This window comes from Microcoleus sp. FACHB-672, assembly GCF_014695725.1.
Lineage (GTDB): Bacteria > Cyanobacteriota > Cyanobacteriia > Cyanobacteriales > Oscillatoriaceae > FACHB-68.
Map to the genome: position 1 here is coordinate 47227 of NZ_JACJOU010000016.1, position 26875 is coordinate 74101.

Consider the following 26875-nt stretch of genomic DNA (forward strand, 5'->3'; position numbering starts at 1 on the left):
GCCAAGGGTGAGTAGCTGGTAACGGTTCTTTACTTATCCCTCAGCATTTCTTCTGTGTCACTTCTAATATATAGAGTGATGTCAGTCGATCTCTATCCCCGGCTCTCTGTTCAGCCATAGAAGTCGAAGCTATTCCTTTGCACTTTTATCAATTAAATGTCACTAAGGCTATCCCCCTTTGGAGGTAACTATTTGCTTTAGTGGCGGTAAATTTTCTGTAACATTGAGTTTTTTAGAAGCGATAAGTCAGTGTGGAAAACCAGCTCGTTGTCCGCACTGAAAGACTCCTAGGCTTTTTTGTTACTACTATAGACACTTTAATCTTCCTGTTGCCGGCAGCCAACTCAATGGTTGTCGATTCTAGATTTATTCCCGATGAGCTGTTAAGCATCTTTTCTTATCTTTAGTTTTTTTTAAATACACCGCTTAGAGAACGCTAGCTATACCGGCATACCGCTTAGTCACTCAGAGGAGAGATAGTTTAGGCTTTGCCCGTACTCAGCCGTAAAGATTGCCTCCCAACCGCTTCCGGGTAGCGGATGAACCCCTGACTCATGAATTTGTAATATAGTGTCACAAGCTGATATAAAGCTCTAGTTTATTTTTCTACCAAATGTCAGCTAATATAGAATTCTGTACACCTCTCGTTTATGATTTAGAGAAAAGTAAGATGAGCAAAAAGAAAAAAATAGAACCCCTAACCGGCGAAGGGCTTCTCCAGAGAGTTAAAGACCTGGAAAACCTAAGTAAGGAAGAAAAAGCCAAGGCGTGCGGCTACTACACCGTTACAAAAAATGGTGTAGAACGTGTCAATATGATGAAATTCCTAAATGCTCTGATTGATGCTGAGGGAATCGAATTAGATGGCAAGCAAAACGGCAATGGACGTGGCGGACGCAGCGCTAGCTACCGGATTAGTGTGCAGTCTAATGGGAACTTGCTGATTGGTGCCGCTTACACCAAACAGATGGAACTCCATCCGGGAGATGAATTTGAAATTTCTTTGGGACGCAAACATATTCATCTGAAACAACTTGACTCGGAGCAAGAGGAAGCAGCCTGAGCTGCCTAGGTTGCTAAGCGCGAACAGGTGTACTATACCTAACCCTTAAGTGCCTCAGCTAAGCGTTAAGTTAATGATTGATGGCAGTGGTCTTTGATTTACCATTGCCAGCTTTCTTTGGCCGGCTGTTTAAGCCAAGCTGTATTCTTGAACACAGTGATGTCTTTGATCTTTTTCTGGGTGCCGGCTAAATTGGAAAAAACCTGTAGCCAGAAACAAGCGAAAACCGGCTCAGGCACAACTCATTTTTCGTGCCGGCATCAACTGATTTGTCTGCTGTCTCCGAGTCCAATGTCGCACCAAGCGCACTGATGACAAATTTGCTACTAATAGTAAACCCCCATCCAACCGGCGGCGGTGTCGATGGGGGTTTAATAATATGAACTGCTGAAAGAAATGCAAGTAGACTTGGCATCTGTCGCCGTCTGGATCTTTTAACGGTGAGTGACTTTAAACAAGACCCAGCGAGTATTTAGCGGAACACCACCAAGGTATCAGGGGCGAGGAAGTGGGCAAGATGGTAAGCCCGTTCTTCGGTTTTGAGCAAGATTGTTTCATACAAATAGCGGGTGGCGCGATCGCCCAAACTTTCTGCTTGGCCGGCTTGACGGCGGATCAGCCCGATCATGGCTTGCTCAGCTTCTAAGTCATGTTCAACCATCTGGCGGCAGGTGTACACGCCATCCGGTTCTGGAGTGAAGCAGCATAACTCCGCTAATTTGCTAAAGCTGGCTGCCGGTATTCCACCCAAGCCGTTCAAGCGTTCACCTAGCTCATGAACGTGCTCTTGAACTTCCTCATAGCTTTCTTGGAAGAAGTTGTGCAGGGAATAAAACTCCGCACCCTCTACGACAAAATGATGCTTTTGATATTGCAAGTAAAGCGCTTGAAAACTCGCCAAGACGGCGTTCATCCCTTCACAGACTGGCGCTGTTACAGAATGTTCAAGCAAAACCACATTTTCTGCCATGTGGCCGAAGGGACGCAATGCACTCTGAGTTTCAGCCATTGTTGTGTTCTCCTCTCATTAAGCAGTGCTTTTTGCTAATGGACACAGTCTAACACCCTCAATCCGGGATTCCAATGTCATTTGAGGGGGTACAGTTGCAATAAGCTGCTGTAGCTGACAGCTCTTGCCAGGATGGAAAATTTTTTGAGAAAACTATTGAGAATTATTCGCACTTGTTTTATGCTGGTAACAACGCCAGAGCCTCTGGGGATCTCCCGGAATGGGTGGAGAAGTGCCAGAGAGAATAAGTGCAAATAAGTTTCATTTGAAAAAATGATGAATCAATCCGAGCTAGAACCACAGATTGGCGAAATTGTTGAGATCAGTTGGCCAGACCGCTGGCAAGTGTATCAGCGCCTACAGGAGCTGGGTATTCCTTGTTACTGTGCCATTGACCAGCCATTACGAGTTCAGGTCAACAATGCAACCACTGCCGTTCAACTCCAGAGTGTTTTAAAACAGTTAACAACGCCGCGTGTTGAGCTAGCAAGCTGGTTAGATGGCTGCTGGCTGCTCAGCTGTAAAAAGCTTTGAGTGTTATTAAGCCTGTGCCGGGTAAAAGACCGGCTGAAAACTTTCCCCGCTTGGATGGTGCTATCTAGGGGTGCCGGTTCTCAAACACTGACCACTTAATAATAGAGTTTGCATAACAATGGGAAAATCTAATAAACAAATCTCCGATTTCAGCATTGAGGGACGCTTCCTCAGTTTTGTTTTAGAAGATGGTTATAAAATTAAGTACCTGCGACTGGGGACTGGAGAGGGTGAATTGTGGATTAAACTCTCCAAACCGTTAAGGGGTTCTGTGGAGCAATCTTTGATACCGGGTAGCTGGGTGCGGGTTGCCGGCGAGAAGAAACTCGAGTACGACACCGGCAAACTCAAGTTGAAGGCGCATCTGGTTGAGCCGGCATATCCCGCTACTCAATTTCAAACTTCTGTCCCCAAGCCGGCACCGGCTGCTAAACCCAAAGCCACTATTTTGGTCTGTCAAAAATCAGATTGTTGCAAGCGTGGTGCTCAGCAAGTCTGCCAAGCTTTAGAAAAAACGATATGCGATCGCGGGTTAGAAGGCGAAGTGACGGTTAAAGGCACCGGCTGCATGAAACTGTGTAAAGCAGGGCCAGCCGTTATGGTGTTGCCAGATAAGACTCGCTACACGCGGCTTCACCCTTCAGAAGTTCCGGCACTTGTAGATAAACATTTTTCTGGTAATTTAACGCCAGAAGTTGCCAGCAAATTTCACTAAATGTCTTCTTTTTGCGAGGTTTGGCGATAAGAGTTTGGGTTTTGTTTTAATAACCGCAGATAAAGGCAAATAAATATAAGTTGCTCAGTAAAAGTCAACTGTTGCTCTTATGATTTTTGCTAGGAAACTTCTGCAAATCAGTCCTCATTTCTGCGTATTGAGGTTCTTATCGCAATATTAGAATGTTTTGCCGACACGGGTGCGGGACATTTGATCGATAATTTTTAATTGACGCTGCTCTAGAACGGGAAGGTTGTTCTAAGCGTTTCTATTACAATATCGTTGTTGCTACTGTTATGACCGGGTGCTGCGAGCCAGATCGCCCCAGATGTAGTGGAAATATTATTTGAGAGTGGGTATCTGTAGAGAGCTTCAAAACGAGGATTTCGCAAATTTGGCCGGCTGTAGAATTTCTGAGAAAACGATGCCGGTGGCGAGAGTCTAACTTCAGACGCCCAGAAAATCATGGAAAATTAGGACACAATGCCAAATTCGATTCATTTCTTCGTTTTTCTACCTGTGTTTTAGATGTTTAAGCAGGGCCAACTTTTCATAGAATCGGTAAGTTTACCCAATCACATTGAGAAGACTGCACACCTTTAAAATAAAGCTTCGCGCAAATAAGACAGCGTCGTTACAGCCTCAAAATTCAAGTCATGCCATAATGCAGACAAGTGTGCCGATAATCATCCATAAGGGCGATAGGCAAAAAATCAAAATAGCATCCAAGATAGAAATTACAGCCCTCACCGGCTCCTCATATCCTGGGAAATTTTAGGTTAGAGGTTTAGTGATAAACCGCTCGATAGAAAATAATGCACTGTGCCAGTGATCGCATTTTTGCCGTGTTTGCAGCAAAATATTATCTGAAACCCCTACAGAAGGTTATTTGTTTGAATTTGGCCCATTAAAGCCCCAGGCCGGCCACAACATTGTTTTAATGGATGTGTCAATCTAAAAAAAGATAAGCAAGCCTCCTGACAAGAGACTGTTTGAGCGCATCCTATATTGTGGGTTTATCCATCCCGTAGCCATCCATGAGCTATTGCCTGAATCCTAACTGTCCCAAGCCGGCAGATCCGTTGCACAACACAAATCGCATTTGCCGGCACTGCGGCTCTCAGTTAGTGCTGCAAAATCGCTATCGGGTCACTCGTCTGTTAGGGGAAGGTGGGTTTGCCAAAACGTATGAAGTGGATGACCGAGGTCAGCCGAAGGTGCTGAAAGTTCTCTTCCTCAATGAACCCAAAGCCGTTTCCCTATTTAAGAACGAAGCAGCCGTCTTGATGCGGCTGAAGCATCCAGGGATTCCCAAAGTAGAGCCAGATGCCTACTTTAACTTTTTGCCCAAGCATAGCAAAGCGGTTTTGCACTGCCTGGTGATGGAAAAAATTAATGGCCCAAACCTGGAGCAGTGGCTCTACAGCCGCAACAACAAACCCATTCCCCAAGAAATAGCCCTCGACTGGTTGCTACAGCTGGTTGATATCTTGCACAGAGTTCATCAGCAGCAATTTTTTCACCGAGATATTAAGCCGGCTAACATCATGGTGCGGCCTAATGGCCAAATGGTGTTGATTGACTTCGGCAGTGCGCGGCAAGTCACCGGCACCTATTTGGCAAAAATGGGCGTCGGGCAAAAAGGCACGGTAATTGCTTCTAAAGGCTACACCCCACCGGAACAAGACAGTGGCCATCCGGTGCCGCAATCAGATTTCTTTGCTTTAGGGCGCACATTTGTGCATTTGCTCACCGGCAAGCATCCCCTAGATTTTTACAACGCTCTCACGGATGAGCTGCACTGGCGATCTAATGCGCCGCAAATCAGTAAGCCCTTTGCAGATTTTATCGATCACTTAATGGCCCGTCTGCCCGGTCAGCGCCCCCCCAGCACCGAGGTCATGTTGCAACGCTTGGCAGAAATTAAGCAACTTAGGCAGCAGCCATCTCAGCGCCAGCGCCGCAGGTTGCAGTTTGACCCGTTGGTGAAGTTTAGACAGAAATGGTTGACGGGTAGTGTTTTTGTGCTGGTGGCAGGCGTGGGAGTGGCTCAAGCTGTGTTCTATGGTTATTTTGCCCCTCGCCTAATGAGTAATCGGAGTGTGCCGGTACCGCAGCAATTAGCGATTCAAACTCCCGCCCTGGCTGAATCTTTGGATGCCGTCACTGAAGCAGAACGCCCGAAGCTGATGGCCGGTTCTACCCCTGAAAAAAGTGCCGAGGTAGCGAAAAACAGTTCCTTTGAAAAGATGTCTTTAGCAGAGACACTTTCGGGGCATTCTCTAGACGTTCGTTCTGTCGCCATCAGTCCGGATAGCCGGACGCTGGTGAGTGGCAGTTTGGATGGAACGATTCAAATTTGGGATTTGTCCACCGGCGCACGCAAAGCCACACTGAACGAGCATTTAAAAGCACAAGAATTGGTTTCCTCTGTTGCCATCACTCCAGATGGTCAAACGCTCGTCAGTGGCAGTAACAGTTATGGTGGCACGATTAAGATTTGGAATTTAGCCACCGGCGAACTTTTGCAAACGCTACCCAAGCAAATAGAAGGCGTTTCTGTCGTGGCGATCAGCACAGATGGCAAAACGCTCGCCAGTGGTAGTGAGGATATGACTGTCAAGTTGTGGGATTTAGCCAGTGGGGTTCAGATGGGCACCTTGGTCGGGCATTCCGGGCCAATTCGCGCCGTCGCTTTTAGCACAGATGGTAAGACGGTGGCGAGTGGCAGTGAGGACACGACGATCAGGCTGTGGAATCGCAATACGGGTGAATTAATCAGCACCCTATCTGGCAATTCGGGGAATGTGTATTCAGTTGCCTTCAGTCCAGATGGGCAGACAGTTGCCAGCGGCAGTGGTGACAACATGATTAAGCTATGGGATCTGCAGGCCGGCTGTGCGGCAGGAAAGCGGTGTTATGCGACGCGCAGTTTATCTGGCCATTCAGGGACGATGTATTCGATTGCCTTCAGTTCGGATGGGAAAAAGCTTGCCGGTGGCGGTTTGTCTGGCAGAATTAATATTTGGGATGCCGGCACGGGTGAAATACTGCAGACGCTAGCCGGTCATTCCCGGTGGGTTGAAGCGGTTACATTTAGCCCGGATGGTAAAACCCTTGCTAGTGGCAGTGGAGATGCGACTGTCAAGATTTGGCAAGTGGGAGAATAATATTATTTATCAGTTTCTATTCCAGGTGAATGACTGAAGTATTGACTAATTTACTCAAACAATTTGCCACATCTGTGCGGTGGCATCGATGGTGATCCATTTCTGCACATAGCAATAAAAGTGTGCCGGTTTGAGCTATTTCTGCTACTTCACGCAGAGCAACCTCAGCATTGTCTCGATCTGGAGGTATCCAGTTTTCTTTTCCAGATGTATTTCCTAAAGGAGGTTTAGAGATATATTCAATATTATTTGACGAACAGAATTCTTTGATTTTATCTGCATACCATTTACGACTCCAAGCACGAGGGCTTATCCGCACATCAACAACACACTTAACCTCAAAATTTTGCAAATAGTGTAGCAATTCATCATAATTTTTACGATTGCCATAGCCAAACGTAAGAATATATTTGCATTGCTCTATATATGAAGAATTCATTGAGTACAACAACTAAAACAAGCTAAGCTGGACAGATGGGATAAAAGGTGGGTAAAACAGACCAATAATCATAAAGTTTTGTCTATGATTTTTGAGATTACCCACTATAAAGTATAAATCTTTATGGGCTAAAAATTCTATTTCTAGCTTTCTTTTAACTTGTTCGATAGCTTCTTGTTCTCTATGTTCTAGAGCTGCTCCCTGAGATTTTTCCCTACAATTTCTATAAAGCTGCGAGATTTCTCAATCACTGATGGAATAGCGACGTTCAAATCCATCTTCTTCAATAAACTTATAACCAAATTTATAAGGAATTTTTTCTAGCTCCACAGAAGGTTCAAAGAGATCCATCTGATCTAATATTCCTTGCTGTTGTGGATTCCACTCACGCTCAGTTGGCTCGTAATAGTATTTAGTGATAGCTTTAGGTTTAATGAGGCCAAGAGATTTACCTTGATCTTTTATATCTTGAGTAGAGGAAAATTGAAGTGGGAAAACAAATTGTTTTCGTTCAGCCCAGTGATTCTCTGTTCCTATTTTTCTAATAACTTCTATGGAAGAATCATCTATGCGATAGCTTTCAGGCCGAGAATCTTTAGGATTTTTTTCTATATTAGCATTGATGATAGATCATCTTGGATAGCGCCGGTCAAAATCTAAGGATCGAAATCTGATAGGATAAATGCGAACCCACTCAACTGGTTGCTCGTCATCATCCAGTAAAATGCCGGCTGTACAAACGGTTTCTCTATATTTGGTGCTAATAGAAGGATATGTTTTAGTTGCAATCAAGATTTTGCGTTTTACCATACCTAACCGTCCTGATAGCTGAATATAAGTATGCTTTTTAATATAACATCATCAAATAAAATGATTAGCAAGCTATTTTACTGGCTTTTAGTATAGTAGTAGCTACAGATAAAGCAGGATAATGGCGATGAATTATAAGAGCTTTAGCGAAACGCTCGAAGTGTAGCTCTTTGATCGGCAGTTTTACTTTGTTTGATAAATTCAGGAATTTTAGATGCCGGTGCGTCATAAGCAATTCTCCAAGCTCTATCATCACCGGCATCTGCAAGCAAAGCTTTAAAAGTTTCCCAGCTAATCCGGCTTAAAATAAATCTGGAGTTGGCCGGCACTTGCTGCGGTGGAGGAGGAGTTGCCGGCACTGTTTGCATATTCATGATTTTTGTTACCCCTAATTGCCCGAAATTTTGCACAATAGATAAAGCTGAATATCCAAAGCTTAACCTAAAACTTATTTGCCAACCTTTTCGTCTGATATCACCTATGAATAGCCCCTTCCTCGAACGCCTTCATCACCCTGATCGCCCTGTCATCGTCTTTGATGGGGCGATGGGAACGAATATCCAAAGCCAGAACTTGACAGCCGAAGACTTTGGGGGTGCGGAATACGAAGGCTGTAACGAATATCTGGTGTTCACCAAACCCGAAGCGATCGAGAAAGTGCATCGAGACTTCCTTGCTGCCGGCGCAGATGTGGTTGAAACCGATACCTTTGGCGCGTCCTCGTTTGTCTTGGCAGAGTATAATCTCGCAGACCAAGCTTACGCACTGAACAAGACAGCCGCAGAACTCGCTAAGCGCGTTGCAGCAGAGTTTTCCACCCCAGAAAAGCCGAGATTTGTAGCCGGCTCAATTGGCCCAGGCACCAAACTGCCGACGCTGGGACATATCGACTTTGACACCCTCACTGCCGCCTTTGCAGAGCAAGCTGAGGGGCTGTATGATGGCGGCGTTGACCTGCTAATTGTCGAAACTTGTCAGGATGTACTGCAAATTAAAGCCGCATTGAATGGTATTGAACAAGTTTTCCAGAAAAAGGGAGAACGCCGGCCTTTAATGGTGTCGGTGACGATGGAAAATTTTGGCACAATGCTGGTGGGGTCAGAAATTAATGCGGCGCTAACGATTTTGCAGCCTTATCCGATTGATATTCTCGGACTTAATTGTGCCACCGGCCCGGATTTGATGAAGGATCACATTCGCTATTTGTCTGAGCATTCGCCGTTTGTGGTTTCTTGTGTTCCGAATGCCGGTTTGCCAGAAAATGTTGGCGGACAAGCGCATTACAAGTTGACACCGATGGAACTGCGGATGGCGCTGATGCACTTCATTGAAGACTTGGGAGTGCAAATTATTGGCGGGTGTTGCGGAACCCGACCGGCACATATCGAACAACTAGCAGAACTGTCTAAAACGTTAAAACCAAAACAGCGAAATTTCTATTTTGAACCGGCAGCATCATCGATTTACAGCGCTCAACCTTACGACCAAGATAACTCGTTTTTAATTGTTGGTGAGCGGCTGAATGCTAGCGGTTCTAAAAAGTGCCGCGACTTGCTGAATGCTGAAGATTGGGATGGGTTGGTGGCGCTGGCGCGGGAACAGGTGCGCGAAGGTGCCCACATTCTTGATGTCAACGTGGATTATGTGGGACGCGACGGCGTGCGAGATATGCACGAGGTAGTGTCTCGTGTGGTGACAAATGCCAAGCTGCCATTGATGCTGGACTCTACGGAATGGGAGAAAATGGAGGCCGGTTTAAAGGTTGCCGGCGGCAAATGTCTGCTGAATTCCACTAACTATGAAGATGGGGAACCGCGTTTTTATCAAGTGTTGGAATTGGCGAAAAAATACGGTGCCGGTGTTGTCGTTGGCACGATTGATGAAGAGGGAATGGCGCGAACTGCTGAGAGAAAATTTGAGATTGCCCGTCGTGCTTATAATGATGCGCTCGCTTATGGTCTCCCCCCCTATGAAATCTTTTTTGATCCCCTCGCGTTGCCAATTTCCACCGGCATTGAAGAAGATCGCGCAAATGGGAAAGCAACCATTGAAGCGATTCGCCAAATTAGGCAAGAATTACCGGGATGTCACATTATTTTAGGAGTTTCTAATATTTCCTTTGGCTTAAACCCGGCGGCGCGACAAGTGTTGAATTCGATGTTCTTGCATGAAACGATGCAAGTGGGGTTAGATTCGGCGATTGTCAGTCCGAATAAGATTTTACCGCTATCGAAAATCGAACCGGAACATCAAGATATCTGCCGCAAATTGATTTATGATGAGCGCAAATTTGAGGGGGATGTGTGTGTTTATGATCCCTTGGGCGAACTGACAACGCTGTTTGAAGGGAAAACAACGAAACGGGATCGCTCTCAAGATGAAAACAAGCCGGTGGAAGAACGGCTGAAACAGCATATCATTGACGGCGAACGCATTGGACTTGAAGAACAACTCACTAAAGCATTAGAAAAATATCCTCCCCTCGATATTATTAATATTTTCTTGCTGGATGGCATGAAAGTTGTGGGTGAGTTGTTTGGTTCGGGTCAAATGCAATTGCCGTTTGTGCTGCAATCAGCGGAAACAATGAAGGCGGCTGTGGCTTATTTACAACCTTTCATGGAAAAGGAAGAAGCGGGGGAGAGTAATGCCAAAGGAACGGTGATCATTGCAACTGTTAAAGGGGATGTTCACGACATTGGGAAAAATTTGGTTGATATCATCCTTTCTAATAATGGATATCGGGTGATTAACTTAGGAATTAAGCAGCCGGTGGATACCATTATTGAGGCTTACGAAAAGTATAAGGCTGATTGTATTGCCATGAGTGGACTGCTGGTGAAGTCTACGGCGTTTATGAAGGACAATCTGGAGACGTTTAATGAGCGGGGAATTACGGTGCCGGTGATTTTGGGCGGTGCGGCGCTAACTCCTAAATTTGTCTATGAGGATTGCCAAAATGCTTACAGAGGTAAGGTGATTTATGGCAAAGATGCGTTTTCTGATTTGCATTTCATGGATAAATTGATGCCGGCTAAGGTTGGAGGAAAATGGGATAATTTCCAGGGCTTTTTGGATGAGCTTGCAACCGCAGATGACAGCAAATTAACGCAGATAGAAGAGAAAAATCTGGGTTCATCTGAGACTGCCGGCAATTCTGAAGCCGATCAAGTGCCGGTGGAAATAGATACACGCAGATCTGAAGCAGTGGCAGTAGATATTGAGCGCCCAACTCCACCTTTTTGGGGAACGCAAATATTGCAGCCGGCAGATATTTCTTTGGAAGAAATCTTCGGCTATTTAGATCTGCAGGCGCTGATTGCAGGGCAATGGCAATTCCGCAAACCAAAAGAACAATCGCGCGAAGAGTATGATGCTTTCCTAGCTGAAAAAGTTTATCCGGTTTTGGCGGAATGGAAGCAGCGCGTGATTGCTGAAAATCTTTTGCATCCGACAGTGGTTTACGGATATTTTCCCTGTCAGTCTGAGGGCAACTCCCTTCATCTTTATGATCCAGAAGTCATGAAAAATGGGCAAGCTGCTGACAATCTGACACCTGTTGCAACTTTCAATTTCCCCCGACAAAAATCGATGCGTCGGCAGTGTATTGCTGACTTTTTTGCTTCAAAAGAATCGGGGAAAATAGATGTTTTCCCAATGCAGGCGGTGACGGTTGGCAATATTGCAACGGAGTACGCACAAAAGCTATTTGGCAATAACCAATACACCGATTATCTCTATTTTCACGGGTTAGCGGTGCAGACGGCGGAAGCGGTAGCAGAATGGACTCATGCGCGAATTCGTCGGGAGTTGGGATTTGGTAGTGAAGAACCGGCAAATATTCGGGATATGTTAGCCCAGCGATATCGCGGTTCGCGCTATAGTTTTGGCTATCCCGCTTGCCCGAATATGTCTGATCAATACAAGCAGTTAGAATTGTTGGGTTCTGATCGCATCAATCTCTTGATGGATGAAAGTGAGCAGCTTTATCCTGAACAATCTACGACTGCAATCATAACTTATCACCCTGCTGCGAAATACTTCAGCGCTTAATTTTTAGGGTGGGCATTTGCTCACCCTATTATTTTGGCAAAAAATCATAAAGGACAAATAACATGAAAAGTTTTGATGTCGTTGTTGTGGGTGCCGGCCCCTCTGGAGGTCAGTGTGCTAGACTCTTAGCAAAATCGGGTAAAAAAGTTTTACTCGTCGAGCAATATGAGAATTTTTATAAAAATAATTTTTCCAGCGCCGGCACACCCATAGAAACGCTGAATCAATTCGATTTACCTGAAGACGTTGTCGGTAGTTTTTGGGACAAAATTGTAATTGTTACAACTAAAGCCAGTCAAACTTGGCAATCTGAAAAGCGCTTAGGTGCTGTTTTGAATTTTGCTAAACTTCGAGAATTCTTAGCGCGTGAAGTTGAATCTCAGGGTGGCGAAGTTTGGATGGGCTATCGTTATATTAGAAATGAACAAAACGACGGTAAAACAATTGTTGAGTTCAAGCAGCGTACCGGCGATGAAATTCTCCAAGTTAGTACTCAAGTTCTGGTTGATGCCACCGGCCCCGTAAGAGCGCTTATGTACGAAAAGGAAAGTGATAAGCCTGATTTCTTGAGTGGAACCGGAATTGAGTATTTAATCGAAGTCTCCGAAGAAGATTATAACAAATATTCGCAATCTTTAATCTTTTTCTTGGGGCATAAGTGGATGCCTAAAGGATATTCTTGGATTTTTCCAATGGAAAATAATTTACTCAAAGTCGGTGCAGGCCGGTTAAATGAAACGCATAAAATTGTTACAGAGAAAGCAACCTTTAAACACTATATTGAACTAATAATTAAAGAGTATATTCAAGCCAAGGAATACAAAATTGTCGAAATACACGGGGCAACGCTGCAATATTCAAAGGGGTTGCAAGATATCTATTACAAAAATAATATAATCGCGATTGGAGATGCGGTCTCAACGGTTAATTTTTTAGGAGGTGAAGGCATCCGACACGGGATGTACAGTGCGGAGATCGCTTGTGATTATATTAGTAAGTATTTAGATAATCAAATTCCCGACTTTGCCGATTATCAAAAACAGATGCAGCAGCACTTTGCAACCAAGTGGAATCTGTCGGAAAGGCTGGGAATGAAGAAATATTTAGAAGATAGCGACGAACTCATCGATAAAGGTGTCAGTTATTTGAGTTCCTTGACAGCGGAGGATTTGATGGAAATTCTGTTTCACTATAATTTTAGCAAACTGTATAAAGGGTTTAGCCGGCTCTTGAAGCGCAAAATTTATTCATTATTTCAAGGCGTTCGCAAAGCAGTTAACTGGAAATTCAAGATACAATGACAAGAAGGAAATTAATGTTTTCCTTGTCCTTTTACTCTTGAACCGTTGAGATGTCTAATACAAACCAGGTGTATCCCGTTATTTGGCAAGAAGATCGCGTTGTACTGATCGATCAAACTCGCTTGCCGGCTGAGTATACGGTTGTCGAAATTAGCCGCTATGAAGACATGGCAGAGGCTATTGTAACGATGATTGTGCGAGGTGCACCGGCAATTGGTGTCGCGGCTGCTTATGGGGTGTATCTGGGTGCGCGAGAAATTCAAACAGAGGATCGTAGCGAATTTTTAAATCAGCTGGAAAAAATCGCTGAAATATTGCGTTCAACTCGTCCGACAGCCGTTAATTTGTTTTGGGCGATCAGCCGGATGTTAAATACGGCGCGTCAAACGCTGGGTCCGGTTGATTACCTCAAACAAGTCTTGCTAGAAATGGCACAAACCATTCAAGCGGAAGATTTGCAAACTTGTAAAGATATTGGTGATCGCGGTTTAGAAGTTTTGCCTCGAACCCCGGAAAAATTGCGAATTTTGACCCATTGCAATGCCGGCGCTTTGGCAACTGCCGGCTACGGAACTGCTTTAGGTGTGGTGCGATCTGCATGGAGTGCAGGACGTTTAGAAAGGGTTTATGCAGATGAAACTCGCCCCCGTTTGCAAGGCGCAAAATTAACAGCTTGGGAATGTGTACATGAAGGAATTCCTGTTACGCTAATCACCGATAATATGGCGGCGCACTGCATGAACCAAGGGCTAATTGATGCCGTTGTTGTAGGCGCAGATCGCATTGCTGCGAATGGTGATGCGGCGAATAAAATTGGCACATACAGTTTAGCAATTGTTGCCAAAGCTCATAAAATTCCCTTCTTTGTGGCTGCACCGCTTTCAACGATTGATTTTCAGTTGACTGACGGCAGTTTGATTCCGATTGAAGAACGTGATCCCTCTGAAGTTTACCAAGTGGGTGAAACGCGGCTGACGCCAGTGGGAGTTGAATTTTACAATCCTGCCTTTGATGTGACGCCGGCAGAATATATTACGGCAATTGTGACCGAATATGGCGCAGTCGCTCCTAGTGAGTTACAACAGTTTCAGACTAAACAAGCGGTTTAACTGGAACTAATACCAACTCCGGTTTACCTAGGCTTTTTTGATCCTGAAACAACTATCAGCCTTTGATTAGAACTTGATTTGGTATTAGTCCTCTTTAGAGGACTTTCGCAGTCAGCCAGGGATTTAAATCCCTGGCGGGTAAGCGGTATAGCTAATTAAAATTGACTAAAAAAGAATATTTTTTCTCGCAGTCAGCCAGGGATTTAAATCCCTGGCGGGTAAGCGGTATAGCTAATTAAAATTGACTAAAAAAGAATATTTTTTCTCGCAAAAATTTTTTATAAAAGTTCTGCCGACCGCGAATCTATCCCGCAATGTTTGGAGTCTAAAATTTTAGAGATAGGGTGGATTTCAATTGAGGTAATGGGATTTTTTTGAGTGCTTTTCTACACCGGGTAAAGCAGATCACCGGCAGACGGATCGAATACAAAAAGTTGGGTGAGATCGAGTTGCACAGAAATTCGATCATCCGGACGTCCACGCCAATTTGCTGGGGCTTGAATATTTAAGAAACTACTTGACCCGGCCAACCCAGCACGAATTAAAGTTTCCCGTCCCAAGGGTTCTACGACCTTCACTTCAACGGTTAATCGTGCTGAGTGAAGTGTTTCATCTTTTTTTAGGTAATTATCAGTTAAGTTGGAATTTTCAATTTGGATGTGTTCTGGGCGAATTCCTAAATCAAAAGCTTGCCCTTCAGTTGGTCGGATTTTGTCTCGAATTGCCGGCACACAAGGGATAAATTGCTCATTTACCTGAAACCCGCTTTCAGTATAGATTGCCGGCAAAATATTCATCGGGGGATTGCCTAAAAATGCCGCTACCATGCGGTTAGCCGGTCGGGCATAAATTGTTTGGGGGTCGCCAATCTGCTGAATTCTTCCCCGGTTAAGCACCACAATTTTATCAGCCAGCGTCATTGCCTCTACTTGATCGTGGGTGACATAAATTGTTGTAATGCCAAGCCGGTGGTGCAACTGTTTTAATTCTGCCCGTGTATCATCCCGTAATTGCGCGTCTAAATTTGACAACGGTTCATCTAACAAAAATACCTTGGGTTCCCGTGCGATTGCCCGTCCTAATGCAACCCGCTGTTGTTGTCCGCCTGATAGTTGTTTTGGTTTGCGGTTCAGGAGGTGATCAAGGTTGAGTGACCGCGCCACAGTCTCAACTCGTTCCCGAATTTTTGTGGAGTCAGTTTTTCGCATTTTTAAGCCAAATGCGAGGTTGTCTGCTACCGTCATGTGGGGATAAAGTGCGTAATTTTGGAACACCATTGCCACATCTCTCGCCCTCGCCGGCACTCCATTTACCAGCGTATCACCGATATAAAGATTGCCGGTTGTTGCAGATTCTAAGCCGGCAATTGTCCGCATAATTGTAGACTTGCCGCACCCAGAGGGACCCACTAACACCCAGAATTCACCATCAGGGACTTCAAAGGTAATCTCTTCAATTGCAGTGACGCCACCAAAGCGGCGAGTGATTTCTTCTAAACGAACGTTTGCCATTTTTAGTTTTGCAGCGCAGCAACCCCAATATCTATGATAAATCTTCTTGATAAATTTGCTTTAGCTTCACCGCTCACTGATAAAATTTTCTTGTATTTTTTTAGCCAATTAACTTGAATAAATAATAACTTAAATTTTATTCACGAGCTGTTCTATCTGGGAAACCACCCGGTCTAATTCTTCAACTAAAGGCGTTGAGCCGGCTTTGCGGAATGCCTCTACTAAAGATCGATAATACCAAAGAGAGCCATCTTTTCCTCCTTTAAAGCGCTCCCAAAGTGATTCTCCCACGACGCGATAATCTTTAAGAATTGAGCCGGCATTGTATAGTTTATCAGCTGATGAGACAAGTCGCACCGAAGCCGAAGCTGTGGCAATGTGGGCAATATAAGCTTCTTTACGCTGCCGCCACGGGGGTTTGGGAGTCATGTCGCTGTCTGTGCAGCCGTCTACAATTTCTGTCACGTTATCTCCAAACCGGCGGCGAATTTCTTCCCGCGTCGCAGCACCCCCTTGATCTTCAATTGCATCATGAAGCAATGCGGCGATTGCTTCATCTTCATTCGCTCCATATTCAAGCGCGATACTTGCTACGCCTAATAAATGAGCAATGTAAGGAATACCACTACCCTTGCGAGTTTGGGTAGCGTGCAACTGGGTTGCAAAGGTTAAGGCTTCGGTAAATCGTTTTGAGAGTATCATTTTCAGGGTGTTTCTCCGGCAATTACACTTTAGCTTAGAACTTTAAAATGCGCTTAATGGATTTTTTTGCTATTGTCAATTAGTTTGTTTTATAGTCAATTTAGCAAAATGCGTTGATTACAGGTTTAAAGTAGTTAATCTCTATTTTTTATTAAATTTATATTGGCTTCTTAAGCCCTATTCTATTATCTACTAATAGATGTAAAAAAAATACTCAGCACTGCTTTGACTTCCTTAGAGTTGCAGAAAATCAATAGAGTGCTGAGACAAGGGGATTGTTAGTAATGACCCATGAGTTTATTGACATTCTATGCCGCCAATCGTTGTTGCCGGCATAAATTTGTCAATAAAGGTGTCAATTAAGTACAACGACCACTGCCGCGATGGGGCGACAGATCGGGTGCAGTTTGTACTTGAACCTTTCTGATCGAACTGGCTTGAGAAAAATTTTCTGAGAGATTTTCACCCCCTTTAAATTGAGTCGCTAGCCCGATAGATAACAGGCTTGATAAGAAGATAGAGGTGTAGAGCCGCATAAGCGATTTCCGTATCAGAGCTTCCAATTCTGTATACGGACTTTTTGCTATGTTCTCCGGGTAAAGAGAAATTCCACCTCAAAATTTCTTTGTGTCGGTTGCTGGAACTAAAAACAGAAATTTCTGTCTGGTGAGAATTTTATGTGGATTGTAAACTGACAAATTATCTAATTGACTAAGGTTTCCGCTTTAGGTATTTCTCTGGAAAAGCTGCTTTGATTAAGCGGAGAAGAGTTTAAGGCTGATGATAGGGAGTTTTATTTATAGAAGTGGAAGGTAACAGCTTTTCGTCCCTACAGCTGCTTGGGATGAGTCGAAGAAGGCGGTTACAGGCTGACTGTGCATCGGCATAGAAGTGGAAGGTAACAGCTTTTCGTCCCTACAGCTGCTTGGGATGAGTCGAAGAAGGCGGTTACAGGCTGACTGTGCGCCGGCAGGGAAGTTTCGTTGAATTTTGAGCTGGCTAAGTAGGTAGCCATCATTAAATACACCCCCTGTAGTCCCCCTTACTAAGGGGAACCGCGACAGCCGGGGGTTGATGAGGACAATTTTTATGTCCGACTACTTAGAATACAAAGATGTTGAGTTGCGGCAGGAGATCTTGCCGGCGCAAAAAAAAACCAGGTTCCTGAAAAACAGGCACCCTGGTTAAGCAAAAACCGTGTAAAAGCAGTAAAAAAAGTTAGGAAAGGGGTTTATTATTTAGCTGACATTCGAGACAGAGAAGGCGACAAACATCAATCCACCAATAAGCGCGGTTGCTACAGCGCCTAAAACAAGATAGTTCCGCTGTTGAGCCTGGCTGGGGGCTTCAGCTTTATAAATTTTTGGCTCAATCGCGAAATTGTTTAGCCGTCCGCCTTCTTCGTTGATATATGGCATGAATGATATCCTCAGTTTTTACTTAATATAACTTTAACAGCAATTTGCCTTTGTAACAACCCATTTACATTTCGTTACATTTCTTTACAATTAATCCTGGCTTATTAATCTGACTTGGGTGAACCAAATCATCACCGGCACCAAACTAAAATCTAGCCTCTATAAGGCTTTCAGCGATTGCGCGGAGCGTCTAGTTGAACGATGCCATCCGCGCAGTCATCTTCAGCAAAGCCTGTGTGATATCCCTTTCTAAAGCTCAATCGGCAATCGTACCCGTCTGGGGGGAACTCGCACTCGCACCGGCTTTAACCGGCATTCGTCCCGCCAGATAAGCCAAACGCCCAGCCTCGGCTGCCATTCCCATCGCCTTTGCCATCGCTGCCGGATGTTTCGCCATCGCAATTGCGGAATTAATTAACAGCGCATCCGCCCCCATTTCCATTGCTTGCGCCGCCTCGGAAGGTGTTCCAATGCCGGCATCCACCACCACCGGCACCTTGGCATTCTCAATAATAATTTGAATATTTGCAGCGGTTGTAATGCCCTGTCCCGAACCGATGGGCGAACCCAAGGGCATTACCGTCGCGCAACCGGCATCCTCCAACCGCTTTGCCAGCATCGGATCGGCATTAATATACGGCAGGACAGCAAACCCTTCCTTCACCAACTGTTCCGCCGCTTGCAACGTCCCAATCGGATCAGGCAGCAGATATTTCGAGTCCGGAATCACTTCTAACTTGACAAAATTATTATCCTCTTGCCCCAAAAGTTTTGCCATTTCCCGTCCCAGACGCGCCACCCGAATGGCTTCTTCCGCCGTTTGACAGCCGGCAGTATTCGGCAGCATCCAGATTTTCGTCCAATCCAACGCCTCTGCTAATCCTTCATGCCCTGGTGCCTTGGTTTGCACGCGCCGCACCGCAACCGTTACAATCTGGCAACCACTTGCTACGACACTTTGCTGCATCTGTTCAATGCTGCGATACTTGCCGGTGCCGGTCATTAAGCGAGAGTGAAAGGTTTTACCGGCAATGGTTAGGGCAGAATCCTGAACGGTTAGGGCAGAATTTGCTTGAATTGGGGTGGGATAAGTGAGCATGGAATTAGAATTCTTGGGGGAAGTTTGCAGTGAAGCGGTTGCCGGCTGGGGGTTAAAAAACCGTGCGGCGTGGAAATGCTTTAATAACGGATCAGATTTTTGATTCAGGATGAAATCTGCAATTAGCGCAGCCGTTGCCGGCGCTAATAAAATGCCATTGCGATAGTGCCCCGTCGCCAGGGTTAAATTTTCACATAAACTAGGGCCAAGAATCGGTAATTCATCCGGGGTTGCCGGCCTATATCCCCACCAGAAATCCTCAATGGGATAATGTTGCAAAGCCGGGTATAAACGAATTGCTCGTTCTAACAATGTTTGAACACCGGCAGGCGTATTACCTGGAGTAAAGCCAACCTCTTCAGTGGTTGCACCTATCACCAGTCGGCCATCTTGACGCGGGACAATGTATATATCTTTGCCATACAAAACTCGCTGCAAATTTCCTGAATAATGACTTTGCCCATCAGGAGTTGCCGGCATCCGTAGTGACAACATTTGCCCTTTTTTTGGATACACCGGCACTGGCAGCAATTGATGAGACCAAGCGCCGGTTGCTAAAACATAGTGCTGGGCGTGAAAATCGCCGCTATTAGTTCTGACGCTGCTGACTTGCCCGTGACGCTGAGCGATAAACTCAACCGTAACACCCTCGCGCACTTCGATTCCCAATGCTTCCGCCGTCGCCCACAGCGCCCGCGCCAAAGCGCGATTGTCTACTTGGCCATCTTCTGGAAACCACCAACCGCCGGTTACGTCTGTCCCCAATCCGGGCTGGTGCACATTAATTGCAGTTTTGTCAAGCCATAAAGCTGGGGAAGGTGAGGGGGTGACGGGTTGAGGGGGAGAATTGCTGACATCCTCGTAAGCCGGTGCGAGAATCCCACAAGGCCAATAACCGACGGATAAGCCAGAGAGTTCTTCGAGTTTGCTTGTCCAGTCTGGATACAGATCCCGCGAACGCAAGCATATATCTAGCATGGGGCCGGCTGGGAGGGCTTCCGCTTGGGGTGCGATCATGCCGGCGGCGGCGTGGGTTGCGGCTTCGCTGAAGTTGCGGCAAAGAACGAGGGGTGATGCGCCTCGCAATTTGAGTTCGATGGCAATTGAAAGGCCGGTGATGCCACCGCCAATAATCAGAATTTCAGTAGATGGGATCATGGAGATTCCCGGCGATTAAAAATCGGGGCGAAACAAGCAAAACCCAAAGGGGCGAGTTTGATAACAACTTTAGTCTAACTTGGTGTGGGGCAATGCCCATGCCCAATGCCCATACCTTTAGGTTGGCGAAGCCTTGCCCCATGCCCCCTTGGCATTAAGTTTTATAACTTCACTAAAGCGGTTCCTTAAAATAGTTTTGTGCCTTCTTTTTCTATTTCCCCCATGACCTCACTTACTGATAACCAAATTTGGATCTACGATACGACGCTGCGCGATGGTGCTCAGCGCGAAGGGCTATCGCTATCGATTGAGGATAAGTTGCGGATTGCCCGAAAGTTAGACCAAATGGGGATTCCGTTTATTGAGGGAGGTTGGCCGGGGGCGAATCCGAAGGATGTGCAGTTTTTTTGGCAATTGAAGGAAGAACCGCTGCAGCAGGCGGAAGTGGTGGCGTTTTGTTCGACGCGACGACCGGGCACAACGGCGGCGGAAGATACGATGCTGCAACCGATTTTAGCCGCCGGCACGCGTTGGGTGACGATTTTCGGCAAGTCTTGGGATTTACAGGTGACGGAAGGGCTGAAAACCAGTCTGGATGAGAATTTGGCAATGATCCGGGATACGATTGAGTTTTTGAAATCATCAGGTCGGCGCGTGATTTATGACGCGGAACACTGGTTTGATGGCTATAAGCAAAATCGGGAGTATGCACTGCAAACCCTAGAAGCGGCGATGGCTGCCGGCGCAGAATGGCTGGTTTTGTGCGATACCAATGGCGGAACCTTGCCCCATGAAATTGCCGACATTGTCCGGGATGTAGTAGCCGCAATCTCCCCCATGCCCAATGCCCCATGCCCAATGCCCCAATTAGGCATTCACACCCACAATGATTCGGAAACGGCGGTGGCAAATGCTTTGGCGGCGGTGATGGCCGGCGCGAAAATGGTGCAGGGAACGATGAATGGCTATGGGGAACGCTGCGGCAATGCGAATTTGTGTTCGGTGATTCCGAATTTGCAGTTGAAGTTGGGGTTTTCCTGTATTGAGGCGGAACGGCTAGCACAATTAGCAGATACGAGCCGGTTTATTAGTGAAGTGGTAAATTTAGCTCCGGATGAACACGCGGCGTTTGTTGGGCGATCAGCGTTTGCCCATAAGGGTGGGATTCATGTGTCTGCGGTGGAGCGAAATCCCTTAACATACGAGCATATTCAGCCGGAGTTGGTGGGAAATCAGCGCCGAATTGTGATTTCTGAGCAATCTGGGTTGAGCAATGTGTTGGCGAAGGCGCGGACGTTTGGGATTGATTTGGATAAGCAAGATCCCCAATGTCGGCAAATTTTACACCGGCTGAAGGAGTTGGAAAGTGAGGGATATCAGTTTGAAGGCGCTGAGGCGAGTTTTGATCTGCTGATGCGGGCGGCGTTGGGATGCCGGCGGCAGTTTTTTGAGTTGAAGGGATTTCGGGTGCATTGCGATATCGCTGCCGGGGTTGAGTCTTATGCGCTGGCAACAATTAAGGTGGCGGTGAATGGGAAGGATTTGCTGGAGGCAGCGGAAGGAAACGGGCCGGTTTCTGCCCTGGATGCGGCGTTGCGAAAGGCGCTGGTGAATTTTTACCCAGAGATTGCTCAGTTTCAGCTAACGGATTATAAGGTGCGGATTCTCGATGGGGCTGCCGGCACGTCTGCGAAGACGCGGGTGTTGATTGAGTCTGCGGATGGGTTGCAGCGTTGGACAACAGTGGGGGTTTCAGGGAATATTCTTGACGCTTCCTACCAAGCTGTGGTGGAGGGGTTGGAGTATGGCTTGCTGTTGCGAAATCAGGTGAAAGAGTCGGTATCTGTTGCCGGTTAAGGGGAATTGTTGCGATCTGATCGGCGGCTTATCTATTTTGTGGGGATAAAGCTGCCGGTTATTGTGTGCCGGTGTGGGGAATATTTTTAATTGATCCGGGATTTGGAGATTGTGAGTTAGGGGGAAACCCAGAAATTAAAATCATCCAATCGGGTGAATCAATTAGAGGAAGTCTGCGTCAAGAAATAAAGACTATTCTAAAACGGTATAAGCGCCGCCACCCTACCCATGCTTCAGCCAAAACAAACACGTTCTTATATTTTATCAATTCTCGCAATCAGCTTAACCGGCGGATTGAATTTCGGATGCGCGAAACAAGACACAAATCCCCCTGTCACCGCCCAAACTCCGCCGCCACCAAGCTATCAAGAAATCGTGCAAGCGGGCGACGTGCGACCTTTACCGGGTCAGTTAGACACCGTCCCTATGTTTAACAGTAATAGCCCAGAATGGGTGAAAACACCCGGTATTTTACTCTCAACTTTTCCCGGTAATGGCAAAAAAGTTCCTTCTGCTCATTTAAACTTCCCTTTCCAAGGAAGATTTGACGTATTTATTCACCATCAAACCCACACGCCAAAAGATTTACAAACCTTTTATTTAGGCGTAATTCTACACAACCCAACTTCAACGCCTGTCACCGTCAATGTCTTACAAGCAGCTTCTTATTTAACCCAAGATGCACCCTATATTAAATTACCCACTTATGTAGAAAATCCTAATAATACTGCCTACGCCGGCCCTGGAGATCGTGCCGGCACAGATGTGTTGCAAGGCAAAAGACAGGCTAATTTTCCAGACAAAATAATCATTCCCGCAAATTCCAGCCGAATGCTGATGAATCTTCCTACGCCGGTGCGGAATTTAGAAAAACCGATTAATGGCCGGTCTGCAATTATTCGACTCCAAAGTAGTGGTAAAGTTTATGCTGCAAGCTTAACGATGTTTGCCCCGAAAGATGCACAGGGAAAAGATCGCGCCCCAACGTTGGAAGAATGGCAAAATCTTTTAAATACCAGCGGCTTAGCAATGCCACGCGATAAAGCACCCACTCCCCCGGAACAAAAAGGCGGTCAATTGATTTATGGACGCGTTGCCGGTGTAGCGTCTGGTTCCTTATGGAAAGCGCAAATAACGGATAGTGCCGGCAGCAAAGATTTAACGCTTCCTCAGCTAGACAAACCCATTTCTTATCCGATCAGTAGCCTACGTGGCGGACAGTTAGGCACCGGCCAAAATCAGACGGCAAAAATGCTGGTTCGCTATCCTGATACTGCCTATGAAGCCCACGGAAATTATGCGGTAGAATATAACCTAACTTTACCCCTCTACAATCCCACGAATCAACAAAAAACCGTTGCTTTAACCTTAGAAACGCCCTTAAAAGAAGACCGCCTCTCAAAAGCCGGTTTGCGTTTCCGTAAACCTTCCCAGGATTTCCCCTTTTTCCGAGGAACGGTACGCTTGAGTTATACGAATGAGGCAGGGAAGCCGGTGACTCGTTACGTGCATTTGTGGCACAAAACAGGGCAAGTTTTAGAACCTCTATTAACTTTGGCAATGCCAGCGAATAGCCGCAATAATGTGCGGGTGGATTTAATTTATCCACCGGATTCTACGCCGCCGCAGGTGTTAACGCTGAAGACCTTAAAATAGGAGAAAGCCGGTTTTTAAGGAGTATGGATTAATGATCTTATGTGATAAATCTTATAAGATCATTAACCACAGATGGACACAGATTCCGCAGGTGGAACTTGAATGACAAGCGCAGCACATTCGGGTTTCACCTGCGTCCACAGATGATAGCGCAGCGTGCCGTTAGGCATAGAGAGATGAAGAGGAATGATATTTTAGGATACCGGCGGCATCAAAGTCAGGTGAGCGGAAGTGTTAGATTTTACCACTTTTTTCCCTGAAAGCATGGGGTGGTACTCGGTTTTGCGCCACAGGTTAATCATATCATCATAATGGGGATGAAAAGCATGACCAGACTGGCCGGTGCTGTTGATACTAAGCGAATTATCTAAGTCTTTCAAATCCATAATCATTCGCATTGAAGGCAACCACCTCACTTCGTAAGAATCTGTAGACGCATCCCATTGTGTCGCATTCACAATCGCGCTGCCGCCTGAACTAGAAAAAGGGCCGCGATTAAACAGTGCTTCAAGTGTAGAAATTCCTGATTTACCTAACGTGAGGTTGCGGAACGTAATGGTGTGTAAATTTCCCCAACGCCAGCGAGTTAGATCTTTATCAATACGTTCCAGTTCATCAACTGCATCTGTAAACGCTTTACGGAAGATTTGATCACGGTTTTCTACAGAAGACGTATTCTTATTATCCCACCAAGAACTATTGGGTTGCTTGATCAACTGCTTGACAACTTCAATCCAGCGATCCCCCCCATGAGGCAAATAATTTTTAGGCAAGTTGTCGTGAAAGGTGCCGGCTAAAAGGTGTTTCCAAAACACTTCAAAAAGTGCGGCTGCCGGCTCATCCATTGATTCTTGAAAATTCCAATTTTCCAATAACTTGCGTGCCTGTTGTAAGCGCTTATCTTGGAAATCAATTCGTTGTAAGATGGGCACCAGTTCTATGGCGTTAAGACTTTTATTATCTCCTTGCATTTGCTGAACATCAGCCAAAGTGAAGGGGTCTTTTTTCCCTTCAATCATCTCAACAATTCGCTTCGCCCGTTGGCCATAATTCCAATCTTTGGTAATGAGATAGGGATAATCTACACCCGTCACAGCATTATTCGCCGTTGCAATATAGCCTTGGGGAGGATTAAAAATAGAAGGTAACTTTTCAAAAGGAATGTATCCTTTCCACTCAAACTCGTCTGTCCAACCCGGAACAGGATAGCGCCCATCGCCCTGATTGCGAATTGGAATTTTACCCGGCATCTGATAGCCGATGTTTCCTTCAATATCTGCATAAACAAAATTTTGAGCCGGCCCGTCAAAATTAAAAACAGCCGTGCGAAACTCCTGCCAATTTTTAGCTCGATTGATTTGAGGAATTGCATATAATAAATTTGAAGGTTCGAGCGCTGTCCAACGCAAAGAAATTGCATAATTTTTAGGTAAATTAATATTGCCTGTTTTCGGAAAATCCTTAAGAGGTTTATAAGTGTCAGAAATCACCGGCCCATGACGAGTGTAGCGGACGGTTTGAGAAATCGGCTTACTCCCTGCTACCTGAATGGTTTCAGTCAGCAGTTGCATATCCACCCATTTACCATTCACTTCGTATTGATTAGGATTCTTTGGATTAACCTTCTCAATATACAAATCCATCACATCCGGGCCAACATTAGTAGTCCCCCAAGCAATACGGTCATTGTGACCGATAATGATGCCAAGCATACCGGCAAAAGAAAAGCCGGTGACATCATAGGGACAATCTGAACTTTTGGAAGTGCAATGCAAACCAACTTCATACCAAATAGAAGGCATCTGTACGCCTAAATGAGGGTCATTTGCTAACATCGGCTTCTTGGTAGCCGTGCGCTGACCTGAAATTACCCAGCTATTTGAACCTAGACCACTTCCTGCCGGCCCTAAGAGCCGGTGCATTGCATCTAATGGTTGATTAAGAAACTGTAACGCTGGAGAAATATCCGCCATTAAAGCATCATTAATTGGCTCATCCGCATTCGCTTTGTTCAGTGTAGAATTCGGCTTAGAAACAATGACAGGATGCTCTGCTGGGTAAGGGGGAAACAACTCACTTACTTGCGTTGAACTTAGGGTTTTTCGCAAAATCGAGCGCTCAATTTCATGCTCCATATTGTATCCCAAATCCCAAGCCATTGCTTTTCCCCAAGTGAGGCTGTGTAGGGGTTTCCAGGGTTCAGGCTGGTAATTAGGATTGAGCAGTTTCAGCACGGCATATTCTAAGCTAAGCCTACTACCTTTGCGTTCATTTAAATAGGCATTTACGCCGCCGGCATACGCTTGCAAAATATCTTTCATCTCTGTCGAGAGTTGATCGATCTCTTGTTGCGCGACTCGCGCCCATCCGAGGGTGCGAAGGAATCGATCTGTTTCAAGCTGAGATTGACCGAACATTTCAGCTAAACGAGCCGATCCAATATGTCGCCAAAAATCCATTTGCCAGAAGCGATCTTGCGCGTGAATATAACCTTGCGCCATGAAGAGATCGTGCTGATTATCAGCATAAATATGTGGAATTCCCCACTTGTCACGCGCGACTTCGACGCGATTTTTTAAACCGGCTAATTGAATAATCCCAGTTTCTTGCGGCCATGACTGCCGAATTAGGTAGGTTGTCGCCCCTGTTGATAGGAGAACAACTAATAACAGCGCAATGCTAATAATTTTGAGTGCTTTGAAAAAACTACGTTTCACAAGCTACAGCCTTAGATGAGATAACCCAATGACATCCGTGCCCTCAATGACTCGCTCTGCTGCCGGCATTACAAACCTTCAATATAGCAATGGAGTGTTCAGTGTTGGGCATTGCACATTAAACTTTACCATCATTTTCCAGGGCAATTTTATTTTTTAAGTAACTGTTGATAATTTTTTATTAAAATTTATGATGTTAGTAATTACTATAAAAAAGTGAATACTTGTATTAACCCGCTTTTTTCGGATAGCTCTTATTCTATAAAATAATTATTAGGTAGTTTACTTTAGATAGAAACACGAATTTTCCAGAGCGATGAAAACAGCAAACTAACATAAGTGATTAAAAATCTTCTTCAATCCATCCTAGCTATTGCGATTTTATGGAAGCTACCAATCTAGCAAGTTTGATGAAGTGCTGGACTTCACTTTCTGCGGTGATAGCAGTTGACTGATTTTTAAAAAAGGTAATTTTAATACAAGTCACTAGCCTGTTCTATGAAGCTTTCAACAATCGCATTGCGAATTTTGAGCAGAACATCAAAATAAAAATA

Annotated in this window: 21 protein-coding genes and 2 pseudogenes; 10 read left to right on the top strand and 13 right to left on the bottom strand. The window is 45.4% G+C overall.

What is annotated here, in order from left to right:
• Nucleotides 1-251: 251 nt before the first annotated feature.
• Both H6F56_RS26010 and H6F56_RS12115 read left to right on the top strand, forming a co-directional pair.
• Nucleotides 252-407: a hypothetical protein gene (locus H6F56_RS26010; protein ID WP_206753399.1), complete on the top strand. Its 156-nt coding sequence runs from the start codon at nt 252-254 to the stop codon at nt 405-407.
• Between the two features lie 263 nt (nt 408-670).
• Nucleotides 671-1063 (top strand): AbrB family transcriptional regulator, encoded by a 393-nt coding sequence (locus H6F56_RS12115; protein WP_190668335.1) that lies wholly within the window; start codon nt 671-673, stop codon nt 1061-1063.
• Nucleotides 1064-1250: 187 nt separating this feature from the next.
• On the opposite strand, the gene H6F56_RS12120 is transcribed toward H6F56_RS12115, so the two are convergent.
• Both H6F56_RS12120 and H6F56_RS12125 read right to left on the bottom strand, forming a co-directional pair.
• Nucleotides 1251-1478, bottom strand: a complete 228-nt coding sequence (locus H6F56_RS12120; protein WP_190668338.1) for a hypothetical protein — start codon at nt 1476-1478, stop codon at nt 1251-1253.
• Nucleotides 1479-1535: 57 nt separating this feature from the next.
• Nucleotides 1536-2072, bottom strand: a complete 537-nt coding sequence (locus H6F56_RS12125; RefSeq protein ID WP_190668341.1) for a Dps family protein — start codon at nt 2070-2072, stop codon at nt 1536-1538.
• A gap of 273 nt (nt 2073-2345) precedes the next feature.
• Here H6F56_RS12125 and H6F56_RS12130 point away from each other — a divergent pair, with 273 nt between their 5' ends.
• Complete coding sequence (locus H6F56_RS12130; protein ID WP_323798426.1) at nt 2346-2606, top strand: Asr1405/Asl0597 family protein; 261 nt, start codon at nt 2346-2348, stop codon at nt 2604-2606.
• A 118-nt stretch (nt 2607-2724) separates the two neighbouring features.
• A complete protein-coding gene (locus H6F56_RS12135; protein WP_190668344.1) occupies nt 2725-3321 on the top strand; it encodes a (2Fe-2S) ferredoxin domain-containing protein in 597 nt (198 codons plus the stop codon).
• Between the two features lie 239 nt (nt 3322-3560).
• On the opposite strand, the gene H6F56_RS27095 is transcribed toward H6F56_RS12135, so the two are convergent.
• Nucleotides 3561-3788, bottom strand: coding sequence for a carbohydrate porin (locus tag H6F56_RS27095; RefSeq protein WP_190668346.1), 228 nt, complete (start codon nt 3786-3788; stop codon nt 3561-3563).
• A gap of 570 nt (nt 3789-4358) precedes the next feature.
• Between H6F56_RS27095 and H6F56_RS12145 the strand changes: the two genes are divergently transcribed.
• A complete protein-coding gene (locus tag H6F56_RS12145; protein WP_190668349.1) occupies nt 4359-6491 on the top strand; it encodes a serine/threonine-protein kinase in 2133 nt (710 codons plus the stop codon).
• Between the two features lie 16 nt (nt 6492-6507).
• On the opposite strand, the gene H6F56_RS12150 is transcribed toward H6F56_RS12145, so the two are convergent.
• The 3 genes from H6F56_RS12150 to H6F56_RS12160 all read right to left on the bottom strand — a co-directional run bounded on the left by H6F56_RS12150 (nt 6508) and on the right by H6F56_RS12160 (nt 8114).
• Entirely contained in the window at nt 6508-6930 is a 423-nt protein-coding gene (locus H6F56_RS12150; RefSeq protein WP_190668352.1) for a DUF488 domain-containing protein, read from the bottom strand.
• A gap of 630 nt (nt 6931-7560) precedes the next feature.
• Nucleotides 7561-7740: a hypothetical protein gene (locus H6F56_RS25790; RefSeq protein WP_199312778.1), complete on the bottom strand. Its 180-nt coding sequence runs from the start codon at nt 7738-7740 to the stop codon at nt 7561-7563.
• Nucleotides 7741-7883: 143 nt separating this feature from the next.
• Nucleotides 7884-8114, bottom strand: coding sequence for a hypothetical protein (locus tag H6F56_RS12160; RefSeq protein ID WP_190668354.1), 231 nt, complete (start codon nt 8112-8114; stop codon nt 7884-7886).
• Nucleotides 8115-8220: 106 nt separating this feature from the next.
• Between H6F56_RS12160 and metH the strand changes: the two genes are divergently transcribed.
• The 3 genes from metH (at nt 8221) to mtnA (ending at nt 14203) form a co-directional block, all read left to right on the top strand.
• Nucleotides 8221-11793 carry a methionine synthase gene (metH, locus tag H6F56_RS12165; protein ID WP_190668357.1) on the top strand — a complete coding sequence of 1191 codons (3573 nt, stop codon included), beginning with the start codon at nt 8221-8223 and terminating at the stop codon, nt 11791-11793.
• 62 nt (nt 11794-11855) lie between these two features.
• On the top strand, nt 11856-13094 hold the full coding sequence (locus H6F56_RS12170; RefSeq protein ID WP_190668361.1) for an NAD(P)/FAD-dependent oxidoreductase: 1239 nt from the start codon (nt 11856-11858) through the stop codon (nt 13092-13094).
• Between the two features lie 50 nt (nt 13095-13144).
• Nucleotides 13145-14203 (top strand): S-methyl-5-thioribose-1-phosphate isomerase, encoded by a 1059-nt coding sequence (gene mtnA, locus H6F56_RS12175; protein WP_190668363.1) that lies wholly within the window; start codon nt 13145-13147, stop codon nt 14201-14203.
• A 386-nt stretch (nt 14204-14589) separates the two neighbouring features.
• Here the strand turns inward: mtnA and H6F56_RS12180 are convergent, their stop codons facing one another.
• The 6 genes and pseudogenes from H6F56_RS12180 to thiO all read right to left on the bottom strand — a co-directional run.
• The gene (locus tag H6F56_RS12180; protein WP_190668366.1) at nt 14590-15714 is read right to left on the bottom strand and encodes an ABC transporter ATP-binding protein; all 1125 of its coding nucleotides are present in this window, start codon (nt 15712-15714) and stop codon (nt 14590-14592) included.
• 129 nt (nt 15715-15843) lie between these two features.
• A complete protein-coding gene (locus H6F56_RS12185; RefSeq protein WP_199312780.1) occupies nt 15844-16416 on the bottom strand; it encodes an HD domain-containing protein in 573 nt (190 codons plus the stop codon).
• A gap of 428 nt (nt 16417-16844) precedes the next feature.
• Nucleotides 16845-16952: pseudogene (locus H6F56_RS27315) on the bottom strand (hypothetical protein); the annotation flags it as partial.
• A gap of 702 nt (nt 16953-17654) precedes the next feature.
• Nucleotides 17655-17834: a photosystem II assembly protein Psb34 gene (psb34, locus tag H6F56_RS12190; RefSeq protein WP_190668369.1), complete on the bottom strand. Its 180-nt coding sequence runs from the start codon at nt 17832-17834 to the stop codon at nt 17655-17657.
• Between the two features lie 256 nt (nt 17835-18090).
• A complete protein-coding gene (locus H6F56_RS27195) occupies nt 18091-18933 on the bottom strand; it encodes a thiazole synthase (RefSeq protein WP_242031977.1) in 843 nt (280 codons plus the stop codon).
• Between the two features lie 111 nt (nt 18934-19044).
• Nucleotides 19045-20091: pseudogene (gene thiO, locus H6F56_RS27200) on the bottom strand (glycine oxidase ThiO); the annotation flags it as partial.
• 222 nt (nt 20092-20313) lie between these two features.
• Here thiO and cimA point away from each other — a divergent pair.
• Complete coding sequence (gene cimA, locus H6F56_RS12200; protein ID WP_190668375.1) at nt 20314-21948, top strand: citramalate synthase; 1635 nt, start codon at nt 20314-20316, stop codon at nt 21946-21948.
• A 228-nt stretch (nt 21949-22176) separates the two neighbouring features.
• The gene (locus tag H6F56_RS12205) at nt 22177-23604 is read left to right on the top strand and encodes a DUF3370 domain-containing protein (protein WP_190668378.1); all 1428 of its coding nucleotides are present in this window, start codon (nt 22177-22179) and stop codon (nt 23602-23604) included.
• 194 nt (nt 23605-23798) lie between these two features.
• On the opposite strand, the gene H6F56_RS12210 is transcribed toward H6F56_RS12205, so the two are convergent.
• Nucleotides 23799-26321, bottom strand: a complete 2523-nt coding sequence (locus tag H6F56_RS12210) for a penicillin acylase family protein (protein WP_190668381.1) — start codon at nt 26319-26321, stop codon at nt 23799-23801.
• Nucleotides 26322-26875 lie beyond the last annotated feature (554 nt).